Source organism: Bacillus sp. CPT56D-587-MTF, assembly GCF_058792335.1.
The window spans coordinates 4,631,804-4,645,711 of sequence record NZ_JBYTEF010000001.1 but is presented as its reverse complement, the minus strand read 5'-3'; the positions used below and the strand labels follow the sequence as shown (position 1 = coordinate 4,645,711).

The following is a 13,908-nucleotide window of genomic DNA, read 5'->3' as shown; positions in this document are numbered from 1 at the left end:
CATGAGAGAAGCTGTCATTGTTGCGGGAGCAAGAACACCAATTGGAAAGGCAAAGAGGGGTTCATTAAAAACAGTTCGTCCTGACGATCTAGGGGCGTTAGTAGTAAAGGAAACGTTAAAGCGTGCGAATTATGAAGGACCAATCGATGATTTAATTTTCGGTTGTGCGATGCCAGAAGCAGAGCAAGGTTTAAATATGGCTCGTAATATCGGCGGATTAGCAGGACTTTCTTACGATGTTCCAGCTATTACGATTAACCGTTACTGTTCTTCAGGTTTACAAAGTATCGCTTACGGAGCAGAGCGTATTATGCTTGGTCACTCTGAAGCTGTATTATCAGGCGGAGCAGAATCAATGAGTTTAGTTCCAATGATGGGACACGTTGTTCGTCCGAATAGTCGCCTTGTAGAAGCCGCTCCAGAATATTATATGGGTATGGGACATACAGCAGAGCAAGTTGCTGTGAAATATGGAATTTCTCGTGAAGAGCAAGATGCATTTGCAGTAAGAAGTCATCAACGTGCTGCAAAAGCATTAGCTGCAGGAAACTTTGCTGATGAAACAGTACCTGTAGATGTGACGTTACGCTCGGTTGGATCAAACAATAAACTGCAAGAAGAAACAATCACTTTCGCACAAGACGAAGGTGTAAGAGCAGAGACGACGCTAGACATTTTAGGGAAATTACGTCCAGCATTTAACGTTCGCGGTTCTGTAACAGCTGGTAACTCTTCACAAATGAGTGACGGTGCAGCATCTGTACTATTAATGGATCGCGAAAAAGCAGTGAGCGATGGCATGAAGCCACTTGCGAAATTCCGTTCATTTGCAGTAGCTGGCGTACCACCAGAAGTAATGGGAATCGGCCCAATCGCTGCAATTCCAAAAGCGCTAAAACTAGCTGGCTTAGAGCTATCTGATATTGGCTTATTTGAACTAAATGAAGCATTCGCTTCTCAATCAATTCAAGTTATTCGTGAACTTGGTTTAGATGAAGAAAAAGTAAACGTAAACGGTGGTGCAATCGCACTTGGACATCCACTTGGCTGTACAGGAGCAAAACTAACACTATCTCTTATTCACGAAATGAAACGCCGCAACGAACAATTCGGTATCGTAACAATGTGTATCGGCGGCGGAATGGGAGCAGCGGGAGTATTTGAATTACTATAAAAAGTGGAAGCGGCTCGCTCAGAACGAGACGACGCTAAAGCAAAGAATGGAAGCAACAAAGGTTTATAAAAAAAGGGAGAGCCAGCTTCTTTCAAAAAGAGAGAGGCGGCTCATGAAAATATGAAGGAGGAAATTTTCATGGAAAAAACAGTAGGAAATGCGGTTAAAGGCGGTAGCTTTTTAGTAGATGAGATTACGATTGATCAAGTGTTTACGCCAGAAGATTTTTCATCTGAGCATAAAATGATTGCAAAAACGACAGAGGACTTTATTGTAAATGAAGTTCTTCCAGAGCTTGAATATTTAGAGCAACATGAGTTTGATCGTTCAGTTCGTCTTTTAAAAGAAGCTGGGGAACTTGGTTTATTAGGCGCTGACGTACCAGAAGAGTACGGCGGAATTGGTCTTGATAAAGTAAGCTCAGCGTTAATCGCAGAGAAATTCTCTCGCGCTGGTGGCTTTGCAATTACTCACGGTGCTCACGTAGGTATCGGATCTTTACCAATCGTATTATTCGGTAACGAAGAGCAAAAGAAAAAGTATTTACCATTACTTGCAACTGGTGAAAAATTAGCTGCATACGCATTAACAGAGCCAGGTTCAGGATCTGACGCATTAGGTGCAAAAACAACTGCACGTTTAAATGCAGAAGGTACACATTACGTATTAAACGGTGAAAAACAGTGGATTACAAACTCTGCATTCGCTGACGTATTTATTGTATATGCAAAAATCGATGGAGAGCACTTCTCAGCATTTATCGTAGAGAAAGACTACGCTGGCGTATCTACAAGCCCAGAAGAAAAGAAAATGGGTATTAAATGTTCTTCAACTCGTACGTTAATTTTAGAAGATGCGTTAGTACCGAAAGAAAACTTACTTGGTGAAATCGGTAAAGGTCATATTATCGCATTCAACATTTTAAATATCGGTCGTTATAAATTAGGTGTTGGTACAGTTGGATCTGCGAAACGTGCAGTAGAAATTTCAGCACAATATGCAAACCAACGTCAACAGTTCAAACAACCAATCGCTCGCTTCCCATTAATTCAAGAGAAACTTGCGAATATGGCAGCAAAAACATATGCAGCTGAAAGCTCTGTATATCGTACAGTAGGTTTATTCGAAAGCCGCATGAGCACATTATCTGAAGAAGAAGTAAAAGATGGTAAAGCAGTAGCAGCTTCTATCGCTGAATATGCAATCGAGTGCTCTTTAAACAAAGTATTCGGTTCTGAAGTATTAGACTATACAGTAGATGAAGGTGTTCAAATTCACGGTGGTTACGGATTTATGGCAGAGTACGAGATTGAAAGAATGTACCGTGATTCTCGTATTAACCGTATTTTCGAAGGAACGAACGAAATTAACCGCCTAATCGTACCAGGTACGTTCTTACGTAAAGCGATGAAAGGTGAATTACCACTTCTTCAAAAAGCACAAAAATTACAAGAAGAGTTAATGATGATGATGCCAGAAGAAGTAGGCGATGAGCCATTAGCACTTCAAAAGTATTTAGTAACTAATGCGAAGAAAATCGGCTTAATGGTAGCTGGATTAGCGGCTCAAAAATACGGTAAAGCATTAGATAAAGAGCAAGAAATTCTTGTAAATATCGCTGACATCGTAAGCAATCTATACGCAATGGAATCAGCTGTTCTTCGTACAGAAAAAGCAATCAAAACAACTGGTCTTGAAAAGAATAAACAAAAAGTGTTATACACTGAAGTATTCTGCCAAGAAGCATTTAACGAAATCGAAGCAGATGCGAAAGAAACACTTATCGCAGTTGAAAACGGCGACATGCTGCGCATGATGTTATCATCATTACGTAAATTAACTCGCCACACACCACTTAACGTAATTCCGAAGAAACGTGAAATCGCTGCGAAAATTTTAGAAGATGAGCGTTACACAGTTTAATATCTTTAAAGAACAGTAGTCGTTTATACGGCTACTGTTCTTTTTTTTGAAAAAAAGAAATTTTTAGTGACATAAAACTAATGGTATTAGTTTTCGTGAAAAGGGAGATGGGACTATGAGGATGATACATGAAAAAACGTTATATCAATTGTCATTTTTGCCAAGAGCGTTTCCTGTAAATTGTTACTTTGTAGAGGAAGAAGATGGTTTAACTTTAATTGATGCGGCTTTGCCATATAGCGCAAAAGGTATTTTACAGGCGGCTGAGAAAATAGGAAAACCAATTACTAAAATTGTATTAACACATGCGCATGATGATCACATTGGTGCATTAGACGCATTAAAGGAAGTACTTCCTCATGTTCCAGTCTATATTTCTAAGCGGGACGGAAAGCTGTTAGAAGGAGATACGACGTTACAAAAGGATGAACCGAATATACCGATAAAAGGCGGTGTACCTAAAAAATTAAAAACGGTACCTGATGTTTTATTGGGAGATGGAGACCGAGTTGGATCGCTTCTTGCGATTATGACACCGGGACATACGCCGGGCTCCATGTCGTTTCTTGATGTAAGAAATAAAGCTCTTATTGTTGGGGATGCATTTCAAACAAGAGGAGGTATGGCCGTTTCGGGACAAATAAAATTTTGGTTTCCGTTTCCGGCGATGGCAACGTGGAGCAAAGAAATATCATTACAAAGTGCACAGAAGCTAAGCGAATATGAGCCTTCCTTGCTTGCAGCAGGGCACGGAAAAATGATAAAGGATCCAGGGGCTGTCATAGAGCTTGCTATTAAGGAAGCGAAGCGGAATATAGAAAGTAAGAAAGAGGGTTAATTTATGTCACCGAGAATCGGACTTACATTACAGAAAATTGTAGAAACAGCTGCAGAAATTGCAGATACAAATGGAATACAAGAAGTAACGTTAGCTTCATTAGCGCAAAGATTAGGGATACGTTCGCCCTCACTATATAATCATGTAAAAGGGTTACAAGATGTACGGAAACATCTTGGTATTTACGGAATAAAACATCTGCATAACAAACTGGAAGAAGCAGCCGAGGATAAACGTATGGATGAAGCAATTCATGCATTAGGAGAAGCATATGTAGCATTTGTCCGAAAACATCCTGGACTATATGAAGCAACTTTTTTACGAGATGAAGAAGTAAGAAAAGCAGGTGACGGAATTGTAAAGCTTTGTCTTCAGGTTTTACAACAGTACGGCTTAGAAGGAGAGAATGCACTTCATGCGACACGCGGATTCAGAAGTATTTGTCATGGATTTGCTTCGATTGAACAACAGGGCGGATTTGGTTTGCCGTTAGATTTAGATATAAGTTTACATGTATTGTTGGAAACGTTTATTAAAGGGTTACGTGAATAAGAAGCGAGGCAAACAAAAACCTTAGAAGTGATTCTAAGGTTTTTTAGTGCATATAATTCGAAAAGAGCGGTAGGCTTTTTCTCATTACATGATATTATTTAGCAGGTTTGCAAAATGTGTATATGGCTACGGAAAGGCAAACGAAACTGAATACGGTAGGATCTTGATATGGACTAGGCTCAGAGCCCTTCTGGATTTCTGTAAGGAAGTCATGTGTTTTCATGTTCATTGCTCCTTTAACTAATAAAATTTATATGATGCGAGGGTTATGGTGGATAGATAAGAAATTTTTGGAATTTCATCTAATAATTATTATATAGTAATCTAATTCCAAAAACTATATAATACAAAGCTTTCATGATATGTAAAATTGCATATTATTCTTTTTGAAAAATTTGTTATATTATCTATATATTTGTATTAAAGGTTTTTTGTTAAGGTAATGAAAACAAATGGAGGAATAGTATGAGAAAAACAGTATTAGACGCGTATAATGCAGAAAGAGAAGTAGATAACATAACATATAAAAATCTAGTTGTAACGATTGCAAGCATTCTAGGGTTCTCACTCTTAGGGGGATTATTCCTTGCTTTAGCCCTTGGAATTTTTGGAGAAGAGGTATTACGTGCTAATTTAGAGGGATATTATTTACTTCTATTTGATGCAGCTGTTGTTACTATTGTTTTATTTGCGTATAAACCAGTGCTTCATTTTATTAAGAACATATGGGATGTATCTATTTTAAAAAATGGGAAAACCTACTTGTATTTATTAATAGGTTTTATCATCATTGCATTAACTCAGTATGTAATGTTAGAGTTGTTTAGCTTTGAAAGTGCAGAGCAGCAACGAGATCAATTAGGGAGCTTAGGACTTCAAAATAGTCTACAAAGTATTATATATGTGTTAAGTGTTGCTATAATTACACCAATTAAAGAAGAAATTTTATATAGAGGTATTTTGTATCGATTTTTTGAAAAGAAATATAGTTTTCTAGTTGGTATCATTATTTCTTCCTTTATCTTTGGGATTCTTCATGGTGGTTTTCCAGTTACGGCAATGATTATGGGGATTGTATTTGCTATGTTATATAAGAAAACACAATCTATTTTACCTAGCATCATTTTACATATTGTATGGAACCTACTTGTGAGTATAAGTATGATTGTTTCTTTATAAAATTGAATGAATATTTAGCATAAAAGATGAATGGCCTAGCTATTCATCTTTTATTTTGTTTATATGTAGGAAAAGTTGATGAATACAATCCAAAAAGAACCAAATACTAATGATGAATGAACAAAGAAAGGCGGGTATGTTATATGCAAAACTTAACAGAGCTTGAAGTAGAAAATTTACGTCATTTAATTGGTGGACACGCAACAATTATTAACAAGTTGGAGCAGTATGCACAGACGTGTACAGATCCACAACTGAAACAAATGCTACAAAAAGATGCGCAAGATGCACGAAATACGAAACAGCAATTAATGACTTTCCTAGGATAGGAGGAAGCGGAAAATGAATGAAAAAGATATGGTAAATGATTATTTAGCAGGATTAAATGCAAGTTTAACAAGCTATGCAAATTATATTGCTCAGTCTGATAATGAACAGTTACATCAAACGTTAATTCAAATTCGTAATCAAGACGAGGCGCGCCAACGTAATATGTATGAGTACGCAAAGCAAAAGAGTTATTACAAACCGGCAGCACCTGCTAATCCGATGATTGTACAGCAATTAAAAAGCCAATTAAGTGCGGAATAACAGGAAAAAGAAAACGAGCGAATTTATTCGCTCGTTTTCTCAGAGTGTTGGGAAACCCTTTAGGGTTCCCAACACTCTGGAATCTTTTTTGATTTTAGCGAATAAAAACAACATAAAATAATAGAATTTTAAAAAATAGCCCTCCACCTGACCCTTTTTGGTCAGGTGGAGGGCTATTTTTTTCATGTTTTGACAAGCTGCGGTGAGATAAGCTTGCATTTGGACAGACTTCAGCCCTCGAAACCGGGCATAGCGGTAGCCATGTAGTTCTTTGGCGTCTGCAAAGCTTCGCTCTATAGTGGAACAGCGTACTTTATACAACCTTTTCCCTGTAGCTGTTAGCTTGTTTTTTCTAGCAATATCCTTATATTTCTCCCACACATGATGAGTGATAACTTTTTGTTTTTGTTTCTTTGAAAAGCACACCTCACGTAACGGACAAACAGCGCAGTCTTCTGGATTCGATTTGTATTGACGGTATCCTTCACGATCAGTTGTTACATATTCTAGAATACATCCCATCGGACAAGCGAAAACATTCATTTCTTCTACATATTTAAATTGGCTTTTCGGTACTTCTTTATTCCGTTTTCCAAATCGGCGATACCCCATCACCATAAATATATTCCGTTCTGATAGTTTCTTACAGATATATCCTGTAAAATAGCCAGCATCAAGGGCAACAGCTTCTACTTTGAAGTCGAATTTATCAATCTGAGCTTGGAGGCGTGCTAAATACGGCTCGGAATCTGCCATATTTCCAGCCGTTACATAGGTATCTGTAATAATATTGTACTTCGCATCAGTCGTACGATGATCCAAGAAATGAAAACCATTTGGTTTTCCATCTCTCATTAAAAATCCACTATCTGGATCCGTTGTACTTATACGAGTTTTTTTGGTAGGGGTATCACTTTCCTTTCTAGGTTTTAATTCTTTTTTCCATGTACCTCACGATCTTCGATTACCGCAGCTTCTAGCTCGTCTATATAAAACTTTGCTTTTTCTTTTTTATATTTATGTACAAATTTATTTTTATTGGCATTGGCCTTAATATGTGTAGAATCTGTCATCAGTGCACGTCCTCCTACCATCCGGTGCTCCGTCGCTTGTCTCACAATCTCATCAAAAATTTCTTCGAAAATATTTGTATGAATAAAACGAGTACGACGATTCCAACTGATTGTAGAGTGATCCGGAATAGTATCCGATAGAGAAAACCCTAAAAACCAACGGTAGGCAATATTCGTTTTAATTTCCTTTTCCAATTGACGCTCAGAACGAATACCGTAAAAATATCCAATAAACATCATCTTAAATAAAACAATAGGATGAATGGACGGGCGTCCATTGTTTTCACAGTAATAAGGGCGTAACTTCTCTTCAATAAAATCAAAACTAATTGTCGCTTCAATTGCACGAAGGAAATGATCTTGTGGAACCAACTCTTCTACAGAAACAGATACACGCTCATCACGATGATTTTTTAAAGCACCCATCATAAAAAATCTCTCCTTTTCCTCTTTTTTATCAGTGTTGACACATAAAAAGAGGTTCAGACACAAAAACAGGCTGTGGAGAAGACTTTCTCCACAGCCTGAGAAAACGAGCGAATTTATTCGCTCGTTTTCTTTTTGTATATGTCAATAAATACATAATAAATATTTTTCCAGTTGTAACAAATATGACGAAAATGGAATATGACAATTCACAAAAAGGACAAAAACTTTGTTCAAAATTTCACAAAGTATCCATGGTTTCTATCGTGGGAACCTCTATAATTAAGAATGTAAAGAACAAAAGAAATAGATTATATGATCAATTAGGAGAGATTGCTATGAAAAGACATACAAGAAAAATTGCAATTATCGGTACTGGATTAGTTGGATCAAGTTGTGCGTATTCCATTGTAAATCAAGGGATTTGCGAAGAGCTATTATTAATTGATATAAATCATGAACGTGCAGTTGGGGAAGCAATGGATTTATCACATTGCATTAACTTTACAAATACAAGAACAAAAGTATATGCAGGAAGCTATGAAGACTGCAAAGATATGGACATTGTCATTATTACAGCAGGGCCAGCACCAAAACCAGGGCAAAGTCGCTTAGATACTTTAGGAGCGAGTGCGAAGATTATGGAAAGTGTTGTTGGTGGTGTAATGGCAAGTGGATTTGATGGTATTTTCTTACTTGCATCGAACCCAGTTGATATTATTACATATCAAGTGTGGAAATTATCTGGATTACCTAGAAATCGCGTAATCGGTACTGGTACATCACTAGATTCTTCTCGCTTAAGAACAATTTTATCTGAAATGCTACATGTAGATCCTCGTAGTATTCATGGGTATTCATTAGGAGAACATGGTGATTCTCAAATGGTTGCTTGGTCTCATGTAACTGTTGGTGGAAAGCCAATTCTGCAAATTTTAGAAGAACAAAAAGAGCGATTTGGTGAAATAGATTTAGATGAAATTGTTGAGAAGACTGCAAAAGCTGGCTGGGAAATTTATAAACGTAAAGGAACTACTTATTACGGGATTGGAAATTCTCTAGCATATATTGCGAGTTCAATCTTTAATGATGATCACCGTGTCATTGCTGTATCAGCCATTTTAGATGGTGAGTACGGTGAATATGATATTTGTACAGGAGTACCAGCTATTATTACTAGAGACGGTATAAGAGAAGTTGTAGAACTCAATTTAACAGAGGATGAAGAATCTCGATTCGCAAAATCAAACGATATTTTACGTGATTATATGAAAACAATTGGTTACTAACTTATAGAAGGTGAAACAAATGAAGGAATATATAATGTCTCGTGTATTTAAAGCATCTGCTGGAATCGCACAAGGTATTTTCGTATCCCTCGGAATTGGTTTACTGATCGAAAATATAGGAAGAATTGTTGATATACCATTACTTATTACAATCGGAGTTGTTGCAAAATCACTAATGGCACCGGCAATTGGTGCTGGAATTGCTTTTATGCTCGGTGCAAACGGTCTTGTAATCTTCTCGGCGATGGTAGCCGGAGCGATTGGTGCCGGATCCATTTCGATTACTGAAGCTGGTCTAATTATTAAAACAGGTGAGCCAATCGGTGCATTATTAACAGCAACTTTAGCTGTATATATTGGTAAACGTTTAAGCGGAAAAACTGCGTTAGATATGATGCTCGTTCCATTTGCGGCCATATTAGGTTCTGGTTTAGTAGGCATTTGGTTATCTCATAATATTACTCCTGTTTTAAATGCAGTTGGAGCGTTTATTAAAGATAGCTCAGCTGGTAGCCCATTCATCGCTTCTATCGTCATTGCAGTAGTTTGGGGACTATTACTTATCTCTCCAGCTTCATCAGCTGCGTTAGCAATTGCACTTAGCTTAGACGGTGTTGCAGGTGGTGCAGCTCTTGCTGGATGCGTTGCTCAGTTTATCGGATTCTCTGTCATCTCAGCAAAAGAAAACAATTTAGGTGGCATATTAGCTCAAGCACTTTGTACTCCGAAAGTACAGTTACCAAATATCACTAAAAATCCAATGATTCTCGTCCCAACTGTCGTCGCCAGTGCTATAGTCGGTCCAGTATCAGCATTAATTTTCCAACTGGAAGCAGGAAAGGAAATTGCAGGTCTTGGATTAAGTTCTCTTATAGCACCAATTAATTTAATTTCCAGCCAAGGATGGGAAGTTCTCCCGGCGATGGTAATTACTTATATCGTCATTCCAGTAGCTGTTTCTTATATACTTTACATTGCTCTTAAAAAAGCAGGTCGTATTCATTCTGGTGATATGACTGTACCGCAATCTTAAATTGAAAATCTCCTTAATAATAGATAAAAGCAGACTGAAGCCACAGTCTGCTTTTTTGTCATGCTACATTCTATGATTTTGTTTTACTGGAACTCTTATTGGTTCTTTGGCCAATAAGAGCTGAACGCCGAAGTAAAGTATGCTTGCAAGCGTCATTCCAGAAACGGCATCTACAAAGGCATGCTGCTTCGTAAATAGCGTTGATAAAATAATAAGTGTACCGAAGAAAGTAAGGATGTAATATTCAAAAACATGCTGTTCTCTACGCTTAAAGGCAGCTAACATAATTACAAATGTAGTAAGAACGTGAATGCTAGGGAAACAGTTTACTGGCTGGTCGATACTATAAATATAGCGAACTAGTTCAGAAAATACATCTGTTCCAACGACAGTCGGACGTGGTACAGTTGTTTGCCAAAAATAATAAATAGAAAAACAAGCAAGCTTTCCAAAAATAACACTACTTAAAGTAACATAATATTGCTTTCGGTCAGCAAAGCAGTAATAAATAAGTGCGCCGTATAAGTATGGAAACCAAAGTAAATAAGGAATAATAAATGCTTTTACAAATGGAATCCAATCATCCACTACAGTTGTAACGTCTACTGCGTGAACAGTCGATTTATTTAATACGTCGTAAAGGGGACTTACGAGCACGAGTAGAAGTATATAACTTAACGGAAGAAAAGATGAAAGTTTAAATTTCTTCATGTTGATCTCCTATGTTTAGTAATGTAAGTAAATTCAATTGATTATAATATAGAAACGTGAATTGGGCTATCGATTTTACTTACATTTTCTTGAATTAACCTTACGTTTTTGTCACTTGACTAAAAAGAAGGGGAGGGTGCTAAATGAAGCGTTTATCGTATTTCTTATTTGTAACTACTCAGCTTCTTCAAATAAAAAAACAGGCCAAATACATGTTTCCGATTCGAAAACATGAAAAGAAAATACTCCAATCAGAGAAAGAATCTATGCCAAATAGAGAAATTCTCTTATGAAGTCGTGTTATTCCAAGGAACCGTTCTAGTTTCTATGACTTGGTTTATCGCTTGTAAGACCGATTGTTTTTGTTTTTTCATGGTACTCATAAAGCTTCGTATCTGACAAAAAGATTCTGCGCCTTTCTTACTTCGGAAAGTCCCAGACACTTTCTGTTTTACTTTCGTCATCCGAATATCCCGTTCTGCTTGATTGTTATCAAATGGAATGGCTGGATGTTCTAAAAACGCTAGAATTCTGTCAGAATACTTGACGAAGCGATTCCATAAATTTTGAGAAGGCGTCTGCTTTCCTTTCTTCTTTTGTTTCGTGGAAAGAATCTGTTGTTCTTTCAATATGGATTGATACATAATAAACAGATTCTTTTGCGTCGCTTTTGGCATGGTACCTTCGGATTGCTTTTTCATCGTCAACGCTTGCGTTAGAAATTTCTGCATCTGTTGTGCCCATTGTTCTCCAGTACTATCTATAATTCCTTGTAAATCTCGTAAGAGATGGGCATTACATAAAACGTGACGACAATCTGTATACGCATCATACGATTTCCAACCATCATGCATCGCAATTCCAGAAAAAGATGGCAAGATTTCTCCAGCATCCATTGCTTCTTTTCCACGTTTTTGATGAATATGTTGCAATGTCACCTCCGGTGTACTGGCAGTATGTAACCATTGTGTTTTGTTTTCTACACGCATACCAGTTTCATCAAAATGGACAACAGGAGACTGCAGAATCTTTTCCTTTACTTCTTTTATGAATGGCTGCAATTGAGAAGCGAAAGCCTGTGTATGATTTACCAGGGTTCCTTCGCTTATAGAATGTCCAAAACAATCCTGAAAGAATTCTTTTGTTCGCTTCAAAGAAATGCATTGATAATGCGTTAAATAGGGAATCAGTCTTTTTATATTTGGACCATATTGAACAGGACGAGATACTGTCGAAGGAAATTGGGCTTCTTGGATAGAATGGCAATGTGGGCATTCTTTCTGTTCTACTTTATGTTCTGTCACTTCGATCTGAATAGGTGGTAAGTCATACACTTGGCGAATGCGATACCCTTTTACAGGCTCGTGGTTCAAGGAAGTATGACAACAAGTACAATATGTAGGAGAATGTGTAATCGTATGATCTGGAGTCGCTGTCAAACCAAGAGTATGTCCCTTGTGGCCCAACTGGCCACCCGTTTGACGATGAGACGGTTTGCGCAAACTTTTTGTAACGGGCTTACCCAAACCATCTGTAGAAGGTGGCTTATGACTATTTTTGGAGTTTTTTTTTGAAGCATTTTCTAGTTCTTGTATACGTTTTTCTAACTTAGAAAATGTTTCTTCAAATAAAGAAATAACAGCTTCAGGTCCTTTTTTATATGTATCTAAAATAATTTTTCGATCGACCATAAGATTCACCTCCCCTGTTTGATATACTCAGTATTTACAAATGGGAGGCATATGAAACTAGTAAAATTTAAAAAAGACACCGAAAGGTGGCTGAGTAGTTACTCTTATTTTTTATATTGATATGCCTAGTCGGTGCTGGGTGTGCAAAGGATAAAGAAGGAGAGAAATTAGAATATAACGGAAGAGCACTCGTAATTGGAGTTGTTGGAGAAAAACCGAAAGATACGTTTAGGAATATAAAGTTTGAGGAAATGAAGTTAGAGGAACTGGAAAAGAAATCTAAGGAAGTAGATGGTTTTCTAATAATGAAAGATCACTTTCAAGAAGCCTCAACAGAGCAATATAAAAATGTATTTTCATCACTAAAGAAACCAGTGTTTTTTATCGGTTTACAAGATAAATCATATTCGATTTTTATTACAAAAGGGATAGAGTATAACAGTGCCCGAAAAGATGTAAATGCTATGTATACGCAAGGGTTTGCGAATATCGGAAGTGGTGAAGGACAACAATGGGCAGTTGGTTTATCGAATGGTGGAAATACAGAAGAAAGTATTCATAATATGTATATCGTCGTATTTCAAACAATTGCAGATTATTTAAATAGATAATGAAGGAGCCTGCAAAAGAGGCTTCTTATTTTTTTAATCAAACGTTTGTTTAAGCTGTATGTTCGGTAGGAAGAAACCGATGTAACTCAAGGGTTAACAAAGAAAAATAGAGAATTAATCAAACGTTTGTTTAAGCTGTATGTTCGGTAGAAAGAAACTCCTGTAGTTCAAAGGTTAAGAAAGAAAATGGAGAATTAATCAAACGCTTGTTTAAGATATATGTTTGGTGCAGAATCTGAAAAATTTATATATTTATTTTTTTCTTAACAAATGGCGGAAAAATAAGAAAAATTCGCAGGATTATTAAAAATTATCACGAAATAAGTAAAAGTTTAGCGAATAATGGTTTGAAATAATAAAACGTTTTCTATATGATAAAGGTAAAGGTTAGTAAAAAAGTAGGTGAATTTATGACAGTAACATTTTATTCATATCCAAAGTGTGGCACATGTCAAAAGGCAAAGAAATGGTTTGAGGCAAACGATGTAGCATATGAGATGATTCATATTGTTGAAAATCCACCATCAAAAGAAGATTTACGTAATTTACATGAAAAAAGTGAATTACCATTAAAAAAATTCTTTAATACAAGTGGAATGCGTTACCGTGAACTTGGTCTAAAAGATAAGTTGAAAGATGCAAGCGAAGACGAAATGTATGAGCTTTTAGCATCTGATGGCATGTTGATTAAACGTCCAATTGTAACAGATGGAACGAATGTAACACTTGGTTTTAATGAAGAGCAGTTTGAAAGTGTGTGGAAAAAGTACCAATAAGGTATTTTTACATAATTAATACATTCACTGGAGGTACAGTC

At 36.8% G+C, this 13,908-nt stretch carries 14 protein-coding genes and 1 pseudogene; 12 read left to right on the top strand and 3 right to left on the bottom strand.

Features of this window, described 5'->3' with window-relative positions:
* Window position 1: 1 nt before the first annotated feature.
* The 7 genes from AC3WVZ_RS24055 to AC3WVZ_RS24025 all read left to right on the top strand — a co-directional run bounded on the left by AC3WVZ_RS24055 (window position 2) and on the right by AC3WVZ_RS24025 (window position 6,257).
* On the top strand, window positions 2-1,174 hold the full coding sequence (locus AC3WVZ_RS24055; RefSeq protein WP_001206324.1) for an acetyl-CoA C-acetyltransferase: 1,173 nt from the start codon (window positions 2-4) through the stop codon (window positions 1,172-1,174).
* 138 nt (window positions 1,175-1,312) lie between these two features.
* Window positions 1,313-3,097, top strand: a complete 1,785-nt coding sequence (locus tag AC3WVZ_RS24050) for an acyl-CoA dehydrogenase FadE (protein ID WP_000416282.1) — start codon at window positions 1,313-1,315, stop codon at window positions 3,095-3,097.
* 115 nt (window positions 3,098-3,212) lie between these two features.
* A complete protein-coding gene (locus AC3WVZ_RS24045; protein ID WP_063220575.1) occupies window positions 3,213-3,935 on the top strand; it encodes an MBL fold metallo-hydrolase in 723 nt (240 codons plus the stop codon).
* A gap of 3 nt (window positions 3,936-3,938) precedes the next feature.
* Entirely contained in the window at window positions 3,939-4,487 is a 549-nt protein-coding gene (locus AC3WVZ_RS24040) for a TetR/AcrR family transcriptional regulator (RefSeq protein WP_000074933.1), read from the top strand.
* 465 nt (window positions 4,488-4,952) lie between these two features.
* On the top strand, window positions 4,953-5,666 hold the full coding sequence (locus tag AC3WVZ_RS24035) for a CPBP family intramembrane glutamic endopeptidase (protein ID WP_001232991.1): 714 nt from the start codon (window positions 4,953-4,955) through the stop codon (window positions 5,664-5,666).
* Window positions 5,667-5,809: 143 nt separating this feature from the next.
* The gene (locus AC3WVZ_RS24030) at window positions 5,810-5,995 is read left to right on the top strand and encodes a hypothetical protein (RefSeq protein ID WP_001180555.1); all 186 of its coding nucleotides are present in this window, start codon (window positions 5,810-5,812) and stop codon (window positions 5,993-5,995) included.
* A 13-nt stretch (window positions 5,996-6,008) separates the two neighbouring features.
* A complete protein-coding gene (locus AC3WVZ_RS24025) occupies window positions 6,009-6,257 on the top strand; it encodes a spore coat protein (RefSeq protein WP_001002981.1) in 249 nt (82 codons plus the stop codon).
* Window positions 6,258-6,389: 132 nt separating this feature from the next.
* On the opposite strand, the pseudogene AC3WVZ_RS24020 reads toward AC3WVZ_RS24025, so the two are convergent.
* Window positions 6,390-7,759, bottom strand: a pseudogene (locus AC3WVZ_RS24020) (IS1182-like element ISBth7 family transposase); the annotation flags it as partial.
* A gap of 335 nt (window positions 7,760-8,094) precedes the next feature.
* Between AC3WVZ_RS24020 and AC3WVZ_RS24015 the strand changes: the two are divergent.
* Together AC3WVZ_RS24015 and AC3WVZ_RS24010 are read left to right on the top strand one after the other, a co-directional pair.
* Complete coding sequence (locus AC3WVZ_RS24015) at window positions 8,095-9,045, top strand: L-lactate dehydrogenase (RefSeq protein ID WP_000820649.1); 951 nt, start codon at window positions 8,095-8,097, stop codon at window positions 9,043-9,045.
* A 19-nt stretch (window positions 9,046-9,064) separates the two neighbouring features.
* Complete coding sequence (locus AC3WVZ_RS24010; RefSeq protein ID WP_000666172.1) at window positions 9,065-10,078, top strand: PTS sugar transporter subunit IIC; 1,014 nt, start codon at window positions 9,065-9,067, stop codon at window positions 10,076-10,078.
* 63 nt (window positions 10,079-10,141) lie between these two features.
* Here AC3WVZ_RS24010 and AC3WVZ_RS24005 read toward each other — a convergent pair whose 3' ends face one another.
* Window positions 10,142-10,789 (bottom strand): phosphatase PAP2 family protein, encoded by a 648-nt coding sequence (locus tag AC3WVZ_RS24005; RefSeq protein ID WP_000713775.1) that lies wholly within the window; start codon window positions 10,787-10,789, stop codon window positions 10,142-10,144.
* A gap of 143 nt (window positions 10,790-10,932) precedes the next feature.
* On the opposite strand from AC3WVZ_RS24005, the gene AC3WVZ_RS24000 reads away from it, so the two are divergent.
* The gene (locus AC3WVZ_RS24000; protein WP_233935507.1) at window positions 10,933-11,082 is read left to right on the top strand and encodes a hypothetical protein; all 150 of its coding nucleotides are present in this window, start codon (window positions 10,933-10,935) and stop codon (window positions 11,080-11,082) included.
* Here AC3WVZ_RS24000 and tnpC read toward each other — a convergent pair.
* Entirely contained in the window at window positions 11,077-12,480 is a 1,404-nt protein-coding gene (tnpC, locus tag AC3WVZ_RS23995) for an IS66 family transposase (RefSeq protein WP_100910632.1), read from the bottom strand. The genes AC3WVZ_RS24000 and tnpC overlap by 6 nt on opposite strands.
* 116 nt (window positions 12,481-12,596) lie before the next feature.
* Between tnpC and AC3WVZ_RS23990 the strand changes: the two genes are divergently transcribed.
* Entirely contained in the window at window positions 12,597-13,091 is a 495-nt protein-coding gene (locus AC3WVZ_RS23990; RefSeq protein WP_345743019.1) for a hypothetical protein, read from the top strand.
* 410 nt (window positions 13,092-13,501) lie between these two features.
* Window positions 13,502-13,867: an arsenate reductase family protein gene (locus AC3WVZ_RS23985; protein ID WP_000218968.1), complete on the top strand. Its 366-nt coding sequence runs from the start codon at window positions 13,502-13,504 to the stop codon at window positions 13,865-13,867.
* The last annotated feature ends 41 nt before the right edge of the window (window positions 13,868-13,908 follow it).

Bases quoted from the DNA above. Each gene is read 5' to 3' on its own strand.
- AC3WVZ_RS24055 (WP_001206324.1), top strand. From the start codon at position 2: ATGAGAGAAGCTGTCATTGTTGCGGGAGCAAGAACACCAATTGGAAAG.
- AC3WVZ_RS24050 (WP_000416282.1), top strand. From the start codon at position 1,313: ATGGAAAAAACAGTAGGAAATGCGGTTAAAGGCGGTAGCTTTTTAGTA.
- AC3WVZ_RS24045 (WP_063220575.1), top strand. From the start codon at position 3,213: ATGAGGATGATACATGAAAAAACGTTATATCAATTGTCATTTTTGCCA.
- AC3WVZ_RS24040 (WP_000074933.1), top strand. From the start codon at position 3,939: ATGTCACCGAGAATCGGACTTACATTACAGAAAATTGTAGAAACAGCT.
- AC3WVZ_RS24035 (WP_001232991.1), top strand. From the start codon at position 4,953: ATGAGAAAAACAGTATTAGACGCGTATAATGCAGAAAGAGAAGTAGAT.
- AC3WVZ_RS24030 (WP_001180555.1), top strand. From the start codon at position 5,810: ATGCAAAACTTAACAGAGCTTGAAGTAGAAAATTTACGTCATTTAATT.
- AC3WVZ_RS24025 (WP_001002981.1), top strand. From the start codon at position 6,009: ATGAATGAAAAAGATATGGTAAATGATTATTTAGCAGGATTAAATGCA.
- AC3WVZ_RS24015 (WP_000820649.1), top strand. From the start codon at position 8,095: ATGAAAAGACATACAAGAAAAATTGCAATTATCGGTACTGGATTAGTT.
- AC3WVZ_RS24010 (WP_000666172.1), top strand. From the start codon at position 9,065: ATGAAGGAATATATAATGTCTCGTGTATTTAAAGCATCTGCTGGAATC.
- AC3WVZ_RS24005 (WP_000713775.1), bottom strand. From the start codon at position 10,789: ATGAAGAAATTTAAACTTTCATCTTTTCTTCCGTTAAGTTATATACTT.
- AC3WVZ_RS24000 (WP_233935507.1), top strand. From the start codon at position 10,933: ATGAAGCGTTTATCGTATTTCTTATTTGTAACTACTCAGCTTCTTCAA.
- tnpC (WP_100910632.1), bottom strand. From the start codon at position 12,480: ATGGTCGATCGAAAAATTATTTTAGATACATATAAAAAAGGACCTGAA.
- AC3WVZ_RS23985 (WP_000218968.1), top strand. From the start codon at position 13,502: ATGACAGTAACATTTTATTCATATCCAAAGTGTGGCACATGTCAAAAG.